The following is a 15,743-nucleotide window of genomic DNA, read 5'->3' as shown; positions in this document are numbered from 1 at the left end:
GCAAACGAAAATGCTATATCGCGTTTCTGCTCAGCTTTTACCAAATCCAGGACGGATCGTTCTTCATCCGTGAGGCAACAAGACGGCGATATGACGCCACCCGAGCGCGTGTGCGAGCATCTGCTGCTGTATCGAATGCACAGCCAACGCCACCATCCTCATGTAAACAGCCGCGTGGGCATTGAACCGCTAGCTCGTGAAGATCCTCGAACGCCCGCAAAAGATCCAGAGGTTCGACGTGGGCTAAGCCAAAACTGCGTACCCCCGGGGTGTCAATAACCAGACCGTCAGCACCAAACGGGAAAGCCACAACCGATGTAGAGGTGTGCCGCCCTCGGCCGGTCACAGTATTTACCTCGCCAGTTGTCCGCTCGGCTTGAGGAATAAGGGCATTAATGAGAGTAGATTTCCCTACACCAGAATGGCCAACTAGCACAGAACTATGCCCACGAAGAGCCGCTTTGATCTCGTGCAGATCAGCGAGCGCAGCGCTTGAGGATTCGGCAGATTCTGCATGGGCGGGCTGAGTCTCGTCAAGTCGGGAGACGTACATATCAATATCGAGTGGCTGATAGATCTGTATCAATTCATCGGCATCCGCTAAGTCTGCCTTAGTGAAAATGAGGATAGGGCGCATGTGCGCGTCGTAGGCGGCGACCAGGCAGCGGTCGATCATCCCGGGGCGTGGCTGCGGGCGGGCAAGTGCTGTGACGATGATGAGCTGGTCGGCGTTTGCGACGATAACCCGTTCCGAACCGGCACTTTCTCCTTCTTCGGCGGTGCGTCGCAGGGCAGTGCGCCGCTCGTCAATATCGACTATGCGAGCCAGAGTATCTTTTTTGCCAGATAGATCGCCAACAACGGCGACGATATCACCGACGACGATAGCGCCGCGCGGAAGTTCTTTAGCTTTGACTGCGCTGACGTGCGTTCCGTCATCGCTCATGATGATGTGATAGCGCCCGCGGTCCACTCGATACACTTGCCCGCGACGGGCAGTGGAATAGTCTGGGCGGATTTTTGTGCGTGGGCGCGAGCCTTTGCCAGGGCGAACCCGAACACGAGGATCATCGGTTCCGGTATCGCGTCTACCCATGATCTACTCCGAACCCTTCACGCCACATCTGGGCGAAGGTGGGGAAGGTTTTTGCAGTCGTTTCGATATTGCGCACGCGCGAACCTGGCAAACGCAGGGCGCAAATAGCGCCAAACATTGCCATACGGTGATCGTCATAGGTATCGAAGATTGCTGCTCGGCTTGGGTATCCGCCATGAATAACGAGGTCGTTGCCACATTCCGTGGCGCTGATACCGATTTTATCTAGCTCGGTAACGAGGGCGGCGAGACGGTTTGTTTCATGACCGCGCAGTTGCCCGATATTGCGCAGTCGGGAGGTCCCCTCGGCAAAAGCTGCCACGGCAGCAAGCGTCGGGACGAGTTCGCCAAAGTCGCTCATATCCACATCAATGGGAGCAAGTTGCTGTGGACCGTGTATCTCAAGAATCCCGTTGTGGATCTGTGTGTGTGCCCCCATACGTTCAAAGAGGTCAATGAATTTTGCCCCGGGCTGCCTGGTGTGTTCGGGCCAGTGGTGAATTCGCGTCGTTCCACCAGTAACCATAGCTGCGGCAAGGAAAGGGCCAGCATTCGTGGTATCAGCCTCAACAGTGACGTCCGGTAAGGCGGGAACGTTCGGGCTGACCACCCAGCGCTCCACGCGCCCGGATTCGTCGGCATATTCCTGCACCTCAATACCGGCTTGTCGCAGGACGTCAATCGTCATGGCAATATGCGGTTGAGAGGGCAGGCGCGCGCCGCGATGTCGGATCTCCAATCCGCTATCCATCAGGGCGCCGGTCATCAGTAGAGCGGAAATGAATTGCGAGGAGGAGGACGCATCAATTTCAACGTACCCGCCAGCAATAGAGCCGCTGCCGTGTATGGTCAACGGAAGTACGGCTTGACCAGCGATATCTGTGCTGGCTTCGATATGGACTCCGAGATCAGTTAAGGCGCGAACGATAGCGTCCATTGGGCGGCGGCGGGCGGCCGGATCGCCATCAAGTTGGACTGCGCCAGCGGCAAGAGCAGCTACTGGCGCAATAAAACGCATAACCGTCCCCGCTAATCCACAATCAATTGTGCCTCCGTGCAGGGGAGCGGGGATGATCGTCCACGCCTCATCGCTCCGCTCAATCTCTACCCCTAGTTCTTCGAGGGCGTGCGCCATCAGTTCAGTATCGCGCGCGACGAGGGGATGTGCGATTGTGACGATCCGAGAGCCTAATGCGGCCATGATGAGATAGCGGTTTGTTAAAGATTTTGAGGCCGGCACGTCAAAGTCGGCGTTAACGGGTCCGGACGTCGGAGCAGGCCAGGTTTCGGAAAAGTCAGGCGCAAGCCCGTAAGCGCTAGAAATACTAGCGCTCATCGTGGAAGCGTCATCTGCCAATTCCATCTGCAATCACCGGGTAGGTAGCCGATCTTGTGCGGTCTGCCGCGCATTTTCAGCCCATTTGCCGACGCGATACGTCATAGAGGGTTTACCGCCCCGATCTTGCGCAGCGATTAATGCGCCGCCGACGAGCCCCAGACTGCTGAGCAATCCGGTCAGGGATTCGCTACGTTGCGTGCCTCGCTGGGACCAGAAAGGATAGCGAGCTATTGCAATGGGAAGCTGTAATGAACCGAGAAGGAATGCGGCAGAGCGTGGCGTGCGCCCGCGGGCGAGGGATAAACCAGCAATCGTGAAAACCGCGCCAGATGCTCGGGTGGCAAGATCCAAGGTTCCGGCAGATGGGGCGGGCACTCCAAAGCGTTCCAGCATCTCGAAACCCCGCTCAGCAGCTTCGCGATGGCGCGCAGGGTGGATAAGAGCATCGACACCAGAAGCGACGAAAGGCGCGGCGAGCAGGGGGCGAGCAAGTCGAGTAAACATGAGAACTCCGTTCGTTGGTTGCTTATGCATTGTAATCCACCTTTGCCTTATCGGCGGAGTGGATCTCGGCCTGCGCGCTATGGGTGAACGCGGGCCAGGAATTCGTCAAGAATTCGATGGAACTCTTCTGGGTTGTGTCGCCGCACGCAATGTGGCGCTTCAGGAATCACAACCGTTTCGATCTGCGGATTATTCAGCGCGTGAATCTGCTCAACTCCGGCTCTTCCGATGACGACCCCAGGTGCGTCACCAGTGATAATGAGAGTGGGAATACGTAGGTTAGTGGCCCAGAGTTGCCAATCAGGATAACCAACATTTCCTGCGGCGAGATAGGTTAGATCAACCGCGAGTTTCCCATCTAGCCAGCCACATCGATCGCGTTGGGGCCAGGAGGGAAATTCCTGGTAGTTGGTAGCGAGAGTCTGCGCTGGATTTTGTCGAACTTGCTGATGGTATGCCACAGAGTCCGGCAGATTCTCTTGATATTGCTGGGCGCGTTCAGCGCTGAGCCACGCCGGATCTTCGCCGACGACTCCGACAAACCATTGAGGGTGATCGGCGGCGAGCCGTGTGATGAGCCCGCCACCCATAGAGTGACCAATACCTACGGCTGGTCCGTATTCTGCGACCAAAAGTTCAACTGATTCGCTTAAGGCGCGCAGCGCGGCCGGTAGGGGATTGCGACATTCCTCCGGCGTTGCCTCCCGTGATAAACCGTGGCCAAGGGTGTCGAGCGCAACGACGTGATAGCGGTCGTGCAGGCGATAGATGAGGTCGCCTAGCGCGCTTGCGGTATCGGTAACGCCGTGGCAGGCAATGACCAGTGGCCCCCGACCAGAGTGGATACTTGCTAACGGAAGATGAAGGGGCATTTTTCACCTCGTGGTAGAAAAGATCAGTGATCCAATTGGAGGAGATCAACTAGCGGCTGGTAATGATCGTATATGGCTTGGCGGTATCCGTCAGTATCGCCAGCTTCAGCGGCACGCAACATATTGCCGTGGGCTCGAGCAGTATCCAGGAGGCTGTCAGAGTTTTGCTGGCTGTTGAGTTCCGGAATGAAAGCCTGGTGAACGAGCCATACTGCGCCGGTGAGCTGGGTGAGGAGTTCGTTGTTGACGTAGGCATTCATCCCATTATGGAAAGCAATATCTTCGTCGAGATAGGTGTGCCCAGCTTCGGCTTTGGCAATCATGGTGGCGACGAGTTCGTCGAGGTGGGGATTGCTGGTGCCGGCCATAGCAGTGACGAGAGAATCGGCAGCGCCGAGATCAATATATCTGCGCATGGATACGACGTTACGCAGGGAATCTCGGCCGGTTGCACTGGTGAGCCCGTAGCGCAAGACCAGGGTTTCAACCATTGGAACGAGTGACATTTCCCCGACGAATGACCCACGCCCCTGGTAGACGCGAATAATATCGAGGGCTTCGAGTTTGCGCAGAGCTTCCCGGACGGATGATCGTGACACGCCGAGATCGTCGCAGAGCCGTGCTTCGGTTGGGAGGGGATCGCCGGGTTTTAATCCACGGTTCAAGATATATGCCTTGATGGCATTCATTGTGGCTGATGAGCGATTTACGGCAGAGATCGGCTCGACGGGGACCTCAGCTCCGCCGTTGGGGAGGGCTCCCGTCGTTGGGATTTGGTTGCGCAAAAACGCTTGCGCGAAGTTGTCTGACATCTTACGATTCATTCTAACGAGTATGAAGCAATAATGCATCATACTTCACTCAAAGGAGAGGAAATAATATATGCGTTCGTCAAAGCGTTGGGCAACAGTGAGCGCCGTTGCAACGGCTGCAATGCTTGCTCTCGCCGCCTGTGGAGGCGGTGGTTCTGAGCCTAACGGATCATCGGGCGGATCGGCGTCGGGCAATGGTGCTCCCAGCGGAGTGCTGAACCTAGGTGTTGCCTACGAGACAACCAACTATGATCCATCAACAACCTCCTCAGCTCTGGCACTCGGAGCTAACTGGCAGGTCATGGAGGGCTTGTACGAATTCGACATGTCCAACTATGAGGTGTATCCGGCACTAGCAGCCGGTGAGCCAAAGAAAATATCCGATACGGAGTATGAGATTACGCTACGTGAAGGAGCGAAATTCTCTGACGGTACGCCAGTTACCTCTGCGGATGTAGCAGAGTCCTACAAGCGCACCACCGCAGATACGTCGATCTATAAGCAGTTCTTCACTTTCGTTGATTCCGTGGCTGCCAAAGACGATAAGACCGTCACGGTCAAACTGAAGTACCCGTTTGCTAACTTGTCAGCTCGGCTGGTTGACGTAAAAATCATCCCAGCAGCAAAATCGCAAGACGAGATGAAAGCCAAGCCGATCGGAACTGGCCCGTACAAGTTTGACACCATCACCAGCACTGCAATTGAAGCGTCCCCGAACGAGTTTTATAACGGTTCCAAACCGGCAACCGTCTCAAAGATTCACTGGGACGTCCTCAAAGACGATTCAGCGCGTCTATCGGCAGCTCTAGGCGGAACGATTGACGTCATGGAAGCAGTCCCGTCGGCGACGAAGAAACAATTGGAAGCAGGCGGCTGGAAACTCGATGAAGTTGGCGGCTACAACAACGCCTTCCTGATGTTCAACACCTCCAAGGCGCCATTTAATGATCCGGCAGTGCGCCAAGCATTCCACCATGCCATTGACCGGCAGAAGCTCGTCGATCAGGCAATGGAAGGAGATGCAAAGGTAGCCACCTCATTCCTCCCAGAATCCAACCCAATGTATAAGAAAGCGACCACCCAGTTCGATTTCAATACCGATCTGGCAAAGCAAGCATTCAGCAAGGCAGGATTGAAAGAGGTTACCCTGATTACTACCGATCACCCCTGGATTGCGAACCTCGCTCCGCTGATCCGTCAAGATCTCGAAGCTGCCGGTTTGAAAGTGAATGTGCAGTCCATGGCCTCCGGCGATCTGTACTCCAACTTCGCTGATATTGCTAACCCGACCTATGATGTGGCACTCGCCCCAGGCGATCCCTCCGTCTTTGGTAACGATCCGGGCATCATTATCGACTGGTGGTACGGCGATAATGTGTGGACTAAGCAGCGTGATTCCTGGCAGAAGAGTGCTCCTGAGGCATTCGCCCAGTTGCGCGAGCTATCGACGCAAGCCTCTAAGGCTCAAGGTGAGGAAGCGAAGCAGTTATGGGGTCAGGCCCAAGATCTCATCGCTCAGGAAGCCCCGATCTATCCGCTCTTCCATCGCACAATCATCACGGGATACAACCCCAACAAAGTGGAAAACGTTAAGGGAGTAGGAACAACTGGTCTCTTAGTCCTTGGCGCAAAAGCTAAGCAGTAGTAAGCACGGAGGGGAGGGGCATAGCAGTTCCTCCCCTCCACTATTGCCTCGGTATAAAGCGGAGAGTATCGGCGTTTCGTACTATCGCCTACCAGCGACGTGATCGGAATATATCTGATTCCCTGCTGAGACTCCGCAAAACATCAACACGTCCTAGATCGCAGAAGAGGAATGAAGAACTGTGAGTAATCTAGTGCGGCTGCTCGGACGGCGATTAATTGCCTTGCCGATCATGATTGTTGGGGTGACGATCCTGGTGTTCTTCGTCATGGCATTGTCTCCCATTGATCCGGCATATACCGCCCTCGGGGAATTTGCCACCCCGCAAGCCCTGCAAGAATTTCGGATACAACACGGGTTAACTGATCCACTTGTTATCCAGTATTGGCACTATTTATGTGGAATGACGCATGGCGATCTTGGAATCTACGGCGTCGGTGAAACAAATAAGGTCGCTGATATGGTCAGCCAGGCCCTTCCGGTGACCCTATCGTTGACATTCTTTGGTCTATTTATTGCAGTTCTTATCGCGTTCCCGCTCGGCATTATCGCCGCTATTTATCGTGATCGCTGGGTAGATCAGCTCATCCGCGTGCTGTCGGTTATTTGTATCGGCACGCCATCGTTTTGGCTCGCCAGCTTGCTAGTGCTGGCCTTTATCGGATCGGGAATACCAGTTTCTGGTGAATTACCGCCCCTCACTGAGGATTTTGTCGGGTGGTTTAACCGCATGTTACTACCTGCTATTTCCCTGGCAATTCCAGTTATCGGCCAGATGACTCGGGTGGTGCGAACTTCAATGGTTGAAGAGCTCGATCGGGATTACGTTCGGACGGCCCTTGGCGCAGGCGTGCCACGTAGCGTCGTGATCGGGCGCAATGTGCTGCGCAATGCCCTTATTACTCCGGTAACGGTACTCGGTCTTCGCGTTGGTTATCTTATGGGCGGTGCCGTCGTTATCGAGATTATCTTCGCCATTCAAGGCATGGGGCAGGTGCTCATCAAAGGTATCCAAAACAATTGGGTGAACCTGGTACAAGGCGGAGCTTTGGTGGTTGCGGTGTCCTTTATCGTCGTCAACATCATCGTTGACATGCTGTATTTGCTTATCAATCCACGGATTAGGTCGGTGTGATGGCGATGATGTCAAAAAGAGAAAAACTGACGAAAGCTACCGCGCCGAACGTGCGCTTTGCTCGTCTGCGAAATATGACGATAGGAGCGCGTATTGCGTTAGCTGTCCTGGTGGCAGTGGTTGCTATCTCCGTTATCGCTCCTATGGTTGTCTCGATCTCTCCAGATGCGATTGACACCAAATGGGCGCCGCCAAGTGCGAAACATATCTTTGGGACGGACCACGTCGGTCGCGATATTTTTGCTCGTATCTTGTACGGCGGGCGATTCTCGCTGACGATTGGGCTATGTGCCACGGTAATTGCATTGTTTTTTGGGGCGATCATCGGTTCGGTTGCGGCTGTAGCGCGCAAGAGTATCGGTGAAGTCATTATGCGTGTGCTGGACGTTATTATGGCTGTTCCGGGAATCGCGATGGCTGCCGTCATGGTGCTGGTCTTTTCGCGTCGGCTCGCTGCTGATAACGTCATCGGGATTTTAGCGGTCATTATTGCTGCTATTGCCTTCGTCTATATCCCGCAATTAGCGCGAATCGTGCGGGCAAATGTTATGAGTGCGTACGGGGAAGATTATGTGCGGGCAGTTATCGTTTCTGGCGCTCGCGCCCCGTGGATTCTCATTCGGCATGTGGTGCGCAATACGGCAGCGCCGGTTTTAGTTTTCGCCACCGTCTTGGTCGCTGACGCGATTATTTTGGAAGCCTCTTTGACCTTTATCGGTTCCGGCTTGCAATCTTCAATGGTGCCGACCTGGGGCAATGTGCTCTCTGACGCTTCAAGCAATATGTCAGTATTGCTCGGGCAATGGTGGACGGCCTTCTTCCCTGGAATCTTTATTATGCTGACGGTGCTATGCCTGAATATCCTCTCAGAAGGAGTCACGGACGCGATGGTGGTTGCCTCCCGTGGGGAACAGCCTGTAGCTGCTGTGGCGGCAAACCGTGAGCAAGATAAACTCCTGCTTGATCCGCGGTTGGCCTATGCGCAACAAGCACAAGCGCTGCAAGAGCGGATCAGTGAGTTGGCTCGCGTGGAATCCCAGCGTCATGATCGCTTCCTTGCTCAGGCGACCGGCACGCCGCTATTAGAGGTACGCAACCTCTCGATTCGTTTCCCGCGTCACGGCGATGTCAATGTGGTAGATAACGTCTCGTTCACTGTGCATAGTGGGCAGACGATGGGGCTTGTTGGTGAGTCGGGATGCGGTAAATCCATCACTGCCTTGACAATCATGGGGTTAATCGACCCGCAGGCGCAGATCAGTGGGCAGATTTTCTATAATGGTCGCGATCTGCTGACGATGACAGCCAAAGAACGGCAGGGGCTGTTAGGCCATGAGTTGGCAATGGTGTATCAAGACGCCTTATCGTCGCTCAATCCGGCGATGCTTATTCGATCCCAGATGAAGCAATTGACTAAGCGCGGGGGTACTCGCACGGCGGAAGAGCTACTCGAATTAGTCGGGCTTGATCCGGTGCGAACGCTCGGTTCGTATCCGCATGAGCTTTCCGGCGGGCAACGCCAGCGTGTGCTCATTGCCATGGCTTTAACTCGTGATCCAAAGCTAATTATTGCCGACGAGCCAACGACCGCTTTGGACGTCACAGTACAAAAACAGGTCATTGATCTATTGAACTCGCTGCGGGAAAAGCTGGGCTTTGCGATGGTGTTTGTGTCTCATGACTTGGCATTGGTCGCCGAGGTGGCGCATCGCATCACCGTGATGTATGCCGGTCAAGTTGTCGAGCAAGCTCCGACGAGCGAACTGCTATCGAATCCTATCCATGAATATACGCGCGGATTACTTGGTTCGGTGCTCTCTATCGAGGCCGGTGCAGGGCGCCTCCATCAAGTGCCGGGAACAGTGCCCTCTCCGAAGGATTTCCCCGCTGGTGACAGATTTGCCCCGCGTTCTTCGCATCCAGACGTCGGCTTAGATACTCCGCCAATTCGAATGGGAATTGCCGATAAGGAGCACTATTACGCCGCCGTTCCGGATTCTGCGTGGAAGCAGGCCGGCTATGAACCGCCAATCCAGCCAGGTAAAGCGCTACCGATTGCCGCGCAGGCTTCCCATGATCCGCAGGAGGAGTTATGAGCACAATGACGACAAAGTCAGCCACATCGGCTGCCCAATCCTCGCCTAATGCGATCATTGAGTTGCGCGATGTTTATGTAACGTTCAAATCGCGAACCGGATCGCTGTTCAAACCGCATCTCGTTCATGCCGTCAATGGGGTATCCATGACGGTGAAGCCAGGGGAAGTTCTCGGTATCGTCGGAGAATCCGGATGCGGGAAATCCACTACAGCAAATGTGATGTGTGGCTTGCAGGCTCCTACCGCTGGGCATGTGTATTTCAAAGGGGAAGAAGTAACCAAACGTTCCGCGGCAGATCGTCGAGCTATTGGGCGGGTTGTTTCTGTGGTGTTCCAAGATCCGGCAACAGCGTTAAATGCGCGCATGGCGGTACGCGATCAGTTGATGGACCCCCTGCGAGTACACAAAATCGGAACAGAAACAGAGCGAGAACGGCGGGTGGCTGAACTTATCCAGATGGTAGGTCTGCCCTCGTCAGCACTGGGGGCTTTGCCCTCTCAGCTTTCTGGCGGGCAGCGGCAGCGGGTGGCCATTGCGCGGGCCCTCTCGCTGAGCCCGGATGCCATCATTGCTGATGAGCCAACGTCTGCTTTAGATGTGTCGGTGCGAGCTCAGATTTTGAATCTGCTTATGGACCTCAAAAATGATTTGGGGCTGGCGATGGTTTTCATTTCGCACGATATTCAGACTGTCCGGTATATATCCGACACGATTGCGGTAATGAATGGTGGGCGAGTGGTTGAAGAAGGCCCAGCTCGGCAAATTCTAGAAAATCCGCAAGATCCCTATACTCGCACGCTGTTAGGCGCTGCGCCTTCGCTACTTCATCCCAACTTAGGACAAGGTTAAGATAATGAATTTTCGTGGTGTTATTCCTCCGGTTGTTACCCCGTTGACGGCAGATGGACAACTGGATATTCCCTCTTTGGAATGCTCACTGAACCGGATGATTGAGGCCGGAGTTGATGGGCTGTTTATCCTCGGTTCGTCAGGAGAAGTTGTTTTCTGCACTGACGAGCGCCGACGCCAGATCATCGAAGCGACAATGCGGATCGTGAATAAGCGCGTTCCGGTATTGGTGGGCGCGATTGATATGACGACGCCGAGGGTCATTGCGCATGCGAAAGTGGCATGCGAGCTGGGAGCGGATGCGATTGTGGCAACGGCTCCGTTCTATGCGATTCTCGGGGAAAAGGAAGTAAATCGTCATTTCCGGCTCATTCGGCAGGCAATTGACGTGCCGTTGTTTGCCTACGATATTCCGGTGTGCGTACACAAAAAACTCAGCCCTGCATTGATTATCGAGCTGGCGCGTGATGGGGTGCTGGCTGGAGTGAAAGATTCTTCGGGCGATGATGTTTCTTTCCGTAACCTCGCGTTATTGCGTGATGAGCAGCAGCTTGATTTGTGTTTGCTCTCTGGGCATGAGGTAGTTGTCGATGGGGCGTATTTATCCCATGCAGACGGGTGTGTGCCGGGATTGGCTAATGTTGACCCGCGTGTTTATGTTGAGCAATGGCGAGCGGCAGAGAATCGAGATTGGGAGCGGGTTCGTCAGTTGCAAGATGAGGCCACCCGACTCATGCGTATTACCTCGGCAAGTGGCGAGATGGGTTATGCGGCTGGCGTGGGGTCATTTAAGACGGCTCTGATGCTCCTCGGTGTTTTTGACACCAATACCATGCCGGAGCCGGTGCAAGCGCTATCAGGCGATGACGTTGAGGCGGTCGCTGAGGTTTTGCGTTCGGTAGGCCTGCTCGCCGAATAATCCCAGATCGCATAGGGCCAAACGGCGTATTTGCTTTTGCGGTGCGCTGTCACATTGAGAGAAGGTGCGGTGATGAGCAAAAGAGTTGAAGAATCGGCGGATGCCCTCGGATTGCGGTCAGGTATGGCGGGCTCTGAGCAGGCTATATCTGGCATGGGCAAGATCCTCACAATGGATATTGGGGGGACGAAGATCGGTTCTGCTATCACCCAGCTTCCAGATCTGCATATTGGCACCTACAGCGAAATGCCGACGAACGCCGAGGAGGGAGGGGAGGCGGTTGTGCAGCGTGTGCTCCAAATGGTGCGCCAGCAACTGCAATCCCATCCCGATGTTGTGGGCGTGGCAATCGCTAGTGCCGGGGTTATTGATCCCAACACTGGGGCCGTGCTGTCAGCAACGAACACTATGCCGGGCTGGTCGGGCACGCCATTAGGGGATCTGGTTGCACAGGCTGCCGCAGTGCCGGTGGCAGTGATTAATGACGTTCATGCGCATGGTCTAGGGGAGGCCGTGTGCGGTGCTGGGCGGGGGTATCGCTCGGTATTGGCGATCGCTGTGGGCACCGGCATTGGTGGAGCGCTGGTTGTTGGTGGGGATGTCGTATTAGGTGAGCATTTTCTTGCTGGGCACGTCGGGCATATCCATCACCACGAGGCCCGTCACATGCGGTGCTCATGTGGGCGTTACGGGCATATTGAAGGTATTTGTTCTGGTCACGGAATAACGAATTGGTTTAACGCCGAGTTTTGCGCGGATGGCGAAGTGGTCGCGAACGGGAAAGAGCTGTATGATCGGGCGAATGCTGGTGATCCGGCAGTAAAACGTTGTTTCACCCGCTCTGCTTTTGCCCTTGGGGAAGCTGTTGGTTCCTTGGTTAATAGTGTTGATCCGGCGATTGTGGTGTTGTCAGGGTCCATGACGAAATCTGGGGATACCTGGTGGCGAGCGCTTCGAGATGGATATGGCGGGTGCGTGATGGATCCGGTAGCGAAGGTTGCGCTGGTTCATGGGGCATGTGGCTCGCGCGCGCCATTGTTGGGTGCGGCGATTGCTTTTAGCCGCCGGTATATGCGTCGGAAAATTTGATGAATCTGAACATATAGATAGCAGGGTGGCGCATAGTGCAAGTGAGCCGATGGTGGCATTACACGTTTTGATCTACACGAGGAGAGAAGATGTCTGAGGCAGCGACAGCACGTCGTCTTATTGAATCCTTGCGCGGGGCGTTAATCGTTTCGTGCCAGGCCTATGTTGGTGAGCCGTTGCGGCATCCGGAAACGATGGCGCAGATGGCCTTGGCCGCTGAACGAGGTGGTGCGCGAGCAATCCGTTGCCAGGGGTTGGCTGATATTTCAGCTATTAAGGGGCAGGTGAAAGTGCCGGTAATCGGGTTGTGGAAAGAGGGTGATGAGGGTGTGTATATCACTCCGACGTTGCGTCATGCGCGGGCATGCGTGATGGCTGGGGCAGATATTGTTGCTATTGACGCAACTCGTCGGCCTCGTCCGGATGGGTTGAGTTATGCCCAGACGGTAGCTGCCTTGCATAGCGAGGGCGCTATTGTGATGGCAGATTGCGGATCCTTGGCTGACGCGCGGATGGCGGCTGAAGCGGGAACGGATATTTTGTCCACAACGTTGGCTGGATATACCGGCGAGCGTGAGAAAACCTCTGGTCCGGATATGGATTTATTGCGTCAGATGGTGGCTGAATTTTCTGATATTCCGGTGATTTGCGAGGGGCGCGTTCATACCCCGCAACAGGCGCAGGAAGTGATGGCTGCCGGGGCATATGCGGTGGTTGTTGGAACGGCTATTACCCATCCGACCTCTATCACCTCCTGGTTTGCGGATGCGTTATGCGCAGGCGAGGGGAAGTAGGGCGGATGTATGCTGGGAAGTGTCCCCCATCATGGTGCGAGGGTGATGTGTTCATGGTGTTCATCGTGGAACGGAAAGGGTGCTAAGGGATGAAAGTCGGAATTTACGCGGACGAGCAGGCGGTTGGAGCGGCGGCTGCACAGTATTTCATGAATGTCATGAAAGCAGCAGATCGTCAGGTTGTCGGTGTGGCAACGGGGTCAACGCCTTTGCCGTTATATGAGCGTTTGCGGCAAGCACATGCGGCTGGATCGTTCTCATTGACGGGCGCTCACGCTTTTGCTTTGGATGAATATATTGGGATTCCGCAGGATCATCCGGAAGCCTATCGCAATGTTTTGCGCGCCGAACTAGTTGGTGACGATAAGACGGGACTGAGCGAAGAAGGCTTACATACCCCTGACGGCCGTGCAGAAGATCCGCAGGTAGCTGCTGCTGATTATGACCGTGCTATCCGGGAATCCGGTGGTATCGTACTGCAGATTCTTGGTATCGGGGCGAACGGCCATATCGGTTTTAATGAGCCAGGTGGATCGCTGGTATCGCGCACCCATGTTGATGCGCTGACGGAGCGCACTCGCAAGGATAATGCGCGTTTCTTCGATAATGATATTTCCCAGGTGCCAACGATGTGCGTCACTCAGGGCTTGGGGACGATCATGGAGGCCAAGCATCTTTTGTTGATTGCGACGGGAGCGGCGAAAGCAGACGCGGTTGCTGCGATGGTTGAAGGTGGCGTGAGTGCCGTCTGCCCGGCATCGATTTTGCAGATGCATCCGTCTGTCGTGGTTTTTGTCGATGAAGCGGCGGCAAGCAAGTTGCAGTATGCAGATCTGTACCGTAACCGCTGGGAGGTACTGTCATGAGTGAATTGCGTGGTCGGCTCCTCAATGCAGCAGGGGAACTCGTCGGTTCTGGTCTGCGCCTAGAAGATGGCCGCATTGCCGAGATCTTTCCTCCTGACGAGAACGTGTCAGGATGGGTAACTCCAGGTTTTGTGGATGTGCACTGTCATGGGGGTGGCGGCTCGTCTTTCCCGGATAATCCGTCGCCAGAAGGGGTGGATACCGCAGTTGGTGCCCATCGCGCCTTGGGAACGACGGTGATGCTGGCATCGACGGTGTCACTCGTTGATCCAATTCCTGCTATTAAGGATTTGGTTCGTGCGTGCCGAGCTGGGAAATTAGCTGGTATTCATCTGGAAGGCCCGTATATTTCTCCGCATAAGTGCGGAGCGCAGAATCCGGCTGCAGTGCGGATGCCTGATATGGCGGAGCTGCGTTCCTGGCTGGAAGCTGGCGAGGGATACATCAAGACGATGACTATTGCCCCTGAGGTTGAGGGGGCAATGGAGGCTGCTCGAATGTTGCTGGATTATGGTGCTGTACCTTCGTGGGGGCATACCAGTGCGAGTGGAGAGCAGACTCGGGCAGTTTTGGAAGCGACGGCTGAGTACGCGCAAGAGATCGGGTTTACGCGCCCACCGCAGATGGCGACGCACTTGTTTAATGCTATGCCGCCGATTGGGCATCGTGCGCCAGGGCCGGTTAGAGAGCTGATTGCTGCGGCAAAGAAGGGGATCTGCGTGGTCGAATTGGTTGCGGACGCAGTTCATCTTCATCCTGATTTGGTTCATGACGTTCTTGAATATGTTGGTACGGATAATCCGCTGGGCGTGGTGTTCGTAACCGACGCGATGGAAGGCGCGGGTATGCCTGATGGGCGCTACACCTTAGGGGGATTGGACGTCGATATTGTTGACGGTGTGGCTCGGTTATCGCGTGGCGGAGCTATTGCTGGTGGTACTGCTCGAATCGCGCAAGAGATTGAGCGAATGGTCGGTGGCGGATACGTGCCGATGGATGTGGCAGTGCGGGCCTGTGTGCAAACACCGGCGATGACCTTAGGTTTTGACGCAGATACCCCCGGTTTGACCTTAGAGTGGGAGATCGGGGCGCCCTGTAATGCTGTGGTGTTTGATGAGGATTTGACCGTGACGCAAGTGTGGCGTGAAGGTGAAACGTATATGTAGGTAGTGGCGCTGTATGGTGTGGTGGGTCTGCGCACAAAGCTCATCCCTAATTGAAAGCATGGTGGGTAGACCGTTACACTAGGAGCGTTTCGAGATTGAGGAGTTGACACATGTCTAAGCGTGGAAGAAAGCGTCGTGAACGCCGTAAGAAGGGCGCAAATCACGGCAAGCGCCCCAACGCATAAGTAACAGAAATGCGTGTGATGAATGGCTGGAGCAAATGCTTCAGCCATTTTTCTTTGTGTTTTTATGAGCTGACGGTGTGACTGGGCAGAGGGCCTCGGTAGAAATGTTTTCTGCCTGTTGCCGGACGCTCGAGGTAGGGGGTTTTGCGGGTTATAGGACAAAATGTGTTGCTATTTTTCGGGTTTTTCGTTGTGTTGATGCGCGAAAGTGGGGGTTTTAGTTGGTTGTAGTCAACTAATTGGTCGGACAAATTGTGTTGCTTTTGTCGGGATTTTTTGGCGTTATTGCGGGGGAAACTGGGTGTTGTAGTTGGTGTGTTTTAGGGGTTTGGCACTCTGTTATGAATGACGAGTGTTAAGTGCCCGGGGTGCGG

General features: G+C 54.9%; 15 protein-coding genes. 10 read left to right on the top strand and 5 right to left on the bottom strand.

What is annotated here, in order from left to right:
* Positions 1-37: 37 nt before the first annotated feature.
* From rsgA to ACLHIL_RS02880, 5 genes are read right to left on the bottom strand one after another with little or no spacing between them, the layout of a single operon-like run.
* Positions 38-1,096, bottom strand: coding sequence for a ribosome small subunit-dependent GTPase A (gene rsgA / locus ACLHIL_RS02900; RefSeq protein WP_411296447.1), 1,059 nt, complete (start codon positions 1,094-1,096; stop codon positions 38-40).
* On the bottom strand, positions 1,089-2,432 hold the full coding sequence (aroA, locus tag ACLHIL_RS02895) for a 3-phosphoshikimate 1-carboxyvinyltransferase (RefSeq protein WP_411296446.1): 1,344 nt from the start codon (positions 2,430-2,432) through the stop codon (positions 1,089-1,091). The genes rsgA and aroA overlap by 8 nt, the downstream gene beginning before the upstream one ends.
* Before the next feature lie 33 nt (positions 2,433-2,465).
* Entirely contained in the window at positions 2,466-2,969 is a 504-nt protein-coding gene (locus ACLHIL_RS02890) for a DoxX family protein (protein WP_411296445.1), read from the bottom strand.
* A 47-nt stretch (positions 2,970-3,016) separates the two neighbouring features.
* A complete protein-coding gene (locus tag ACLHIL_RS02885) occupies positions 3,017-3,811 on the bottom strand; it encodes an alpha/beta fold hydrolase (protein ID WP_411296444.1) in 795 nt (264 codons plus the stop codon).
* A gap of 23 nt (positions 3,812-3,834) precedes the next feature.
* Positions 3,835-4,635, bottom strand: coding sequence for a FadR/GntR family transcriptional regulator (locus tag ACLHIL_RS02880; protein ID WP_411296443.1), 801 nt, complete (start codon positions 4,633-4,635; stop codon positions 3,835-3,837).
* A 58-nt stretch (positions 4,636-4,693) separates the two neighbouring features.
* Here ACLHIL_RS02880 and ACLHIL_RS02875 point away from each other — a divergent pair, with 58 nt between their 5' ends.
* The 10 genes from ACLHIL_RS02875 to ACLHIL_RS02830 all read left to right on the top strand — a co-directional run bounded on the left by ACLHIL_RS02875 (position 4,694) and on the right by ACLHIL_RS02830 (position 15,369).
* Positions 4,694-6,268, top strand: a complete 1,575-nt coding sequence (locus ACLHIL_RS02875) for an ABC transporter substrate-binding protein (protein ID WP_411296442.1) — start codon at positions 4,694-4,696, stop codon at positions 6,266-6,268.
* Positions 6,269-6,449: 181 nt separating this feature from the next.
* The gene (locus tag ACLHIL_RS02870) at positions 6,450-7,403 is read left to right on the top strand and encodes an ABC transporter permease (protein WP_411296441.1); all 954 of its coding nucleotides are present in this window, start codon (positions 6,450-6,452) and stop codon (positions 7,401-7,403) included.
* A gap of 8 nt (positions 7,404-7,411) precedes the next feature.
* Complete coding sequence (locus tag ACLHIL_RS02865; protein ID WP_411296584.1) at positions 7,412-9,499, top strand: dipeptide/oligopeptide/nickel ABC transporter permease/ATP-binding protein; 2,088 nt, start codon at positions 7,412-7,414, stop codon at positions 9,497-9,499.
* On the top strand, positions 9,496-10,350 hold the full coding sequence (locus tag ACLHIL_RS02860; RefSeq protein WP_411296440.1) for an ABC transporter ATP-binding protein: 855 nt from the start codon (positions 9,496-9,498) through the stop codon (positions 10,348-10,350). Before ACLHIL_RS02865 ends, ACLHIL_RS02860 begins: the two co-directional genes overlap by 4 nt.
* 4 nt (positions 10,351-10,354) lie before the next feature.
* Positions 10,355-11,269, top strand: coding sequence for a dihydrodipicolinate synthase family protein (locus ACLHIL_RS02855; protein WP_411296439.1), 915 nt, complete (start codon positions 10,355-10,357; stop codon positions 11,267-11,269).
* 72 nt (positions 11,270-11,341) lie between these two features.
* Positions 11,342-12,358: an ROK family protein gene (locus tag ACLHIL_RS02850; protein ID WP_411296438.1), complete on the top strand. Its 1,017-nt coding sequence runs from the start codon at positions 11,342-11,344 to the stop codon at positions 12,356-12,358.
* Between the two features lie 89 nt (positions 12,359-12,447).
* Complete coding sequence (locus ACLHIL_RS02845; RefSeq protein WP_411296437.1) at positions 12,448-13,152, top strand: N-acetylmannosamine-6-phosphate 2-epimerase; 705 nt, start codon at positions 12,448-12,450, stop codon at positions 13,150-13,152.
* Between the two features lie 89 nt (positions 13,153-13,241).
* The gene (locus ACLHIL_RS02840; protein WP_411296436.1) at positions 13,242-14,018 is read left to right on the top strand and encodes a glucosamine-6-phosphate deaminase; all 777 of its coding nucleotides are present in this window, start codon (positions 13,242-13,244) and stop codon (positions 14,016-14,018) included.
* Entirely contained in the window at positions 14,015-15,184 is a 1,170-nt protein-coding gene (locus ACLHIL_RS02835) for an N-acetylglucosamine-6-phosphate deacetylase (protein ID WP_411296435.1), read from the top strand. Before ACLHIL_RS02840 ends, ACLHIL_RS02835 begins: the two co-directional genes overlap by 4 nt.
* Before the next feature lie 110 nt (positions 15,185-15,294).
* Positions 15,295-15,369 (top strand): 50S ribosomal protein bL37, encoded by a 75-nt coding sequence (locus ACLHIL_RS02830; protein ID WP_411296583.1) that lies wholly within the window; start codon positions 15,295-15,297, stop codon positions 15,367-15,369.
* The last annotated feature ends 374 nt before the right edge of the window (positions 15,370-15,743 follow it).

It is taken from the genome of Trueperella sp. LYQ143 (assembly GCF_046599595.1).
Taxonomy (GTDB): Bacteria; Actinomycetota; Actinomycetes; order Actinomycetales; family Actinomycetaceae; genus Trueperella.
Note: the sequence above shows the minus strand (reverse complement) of the source record. Positions and strands in the feature narration are given on the sequence as shown.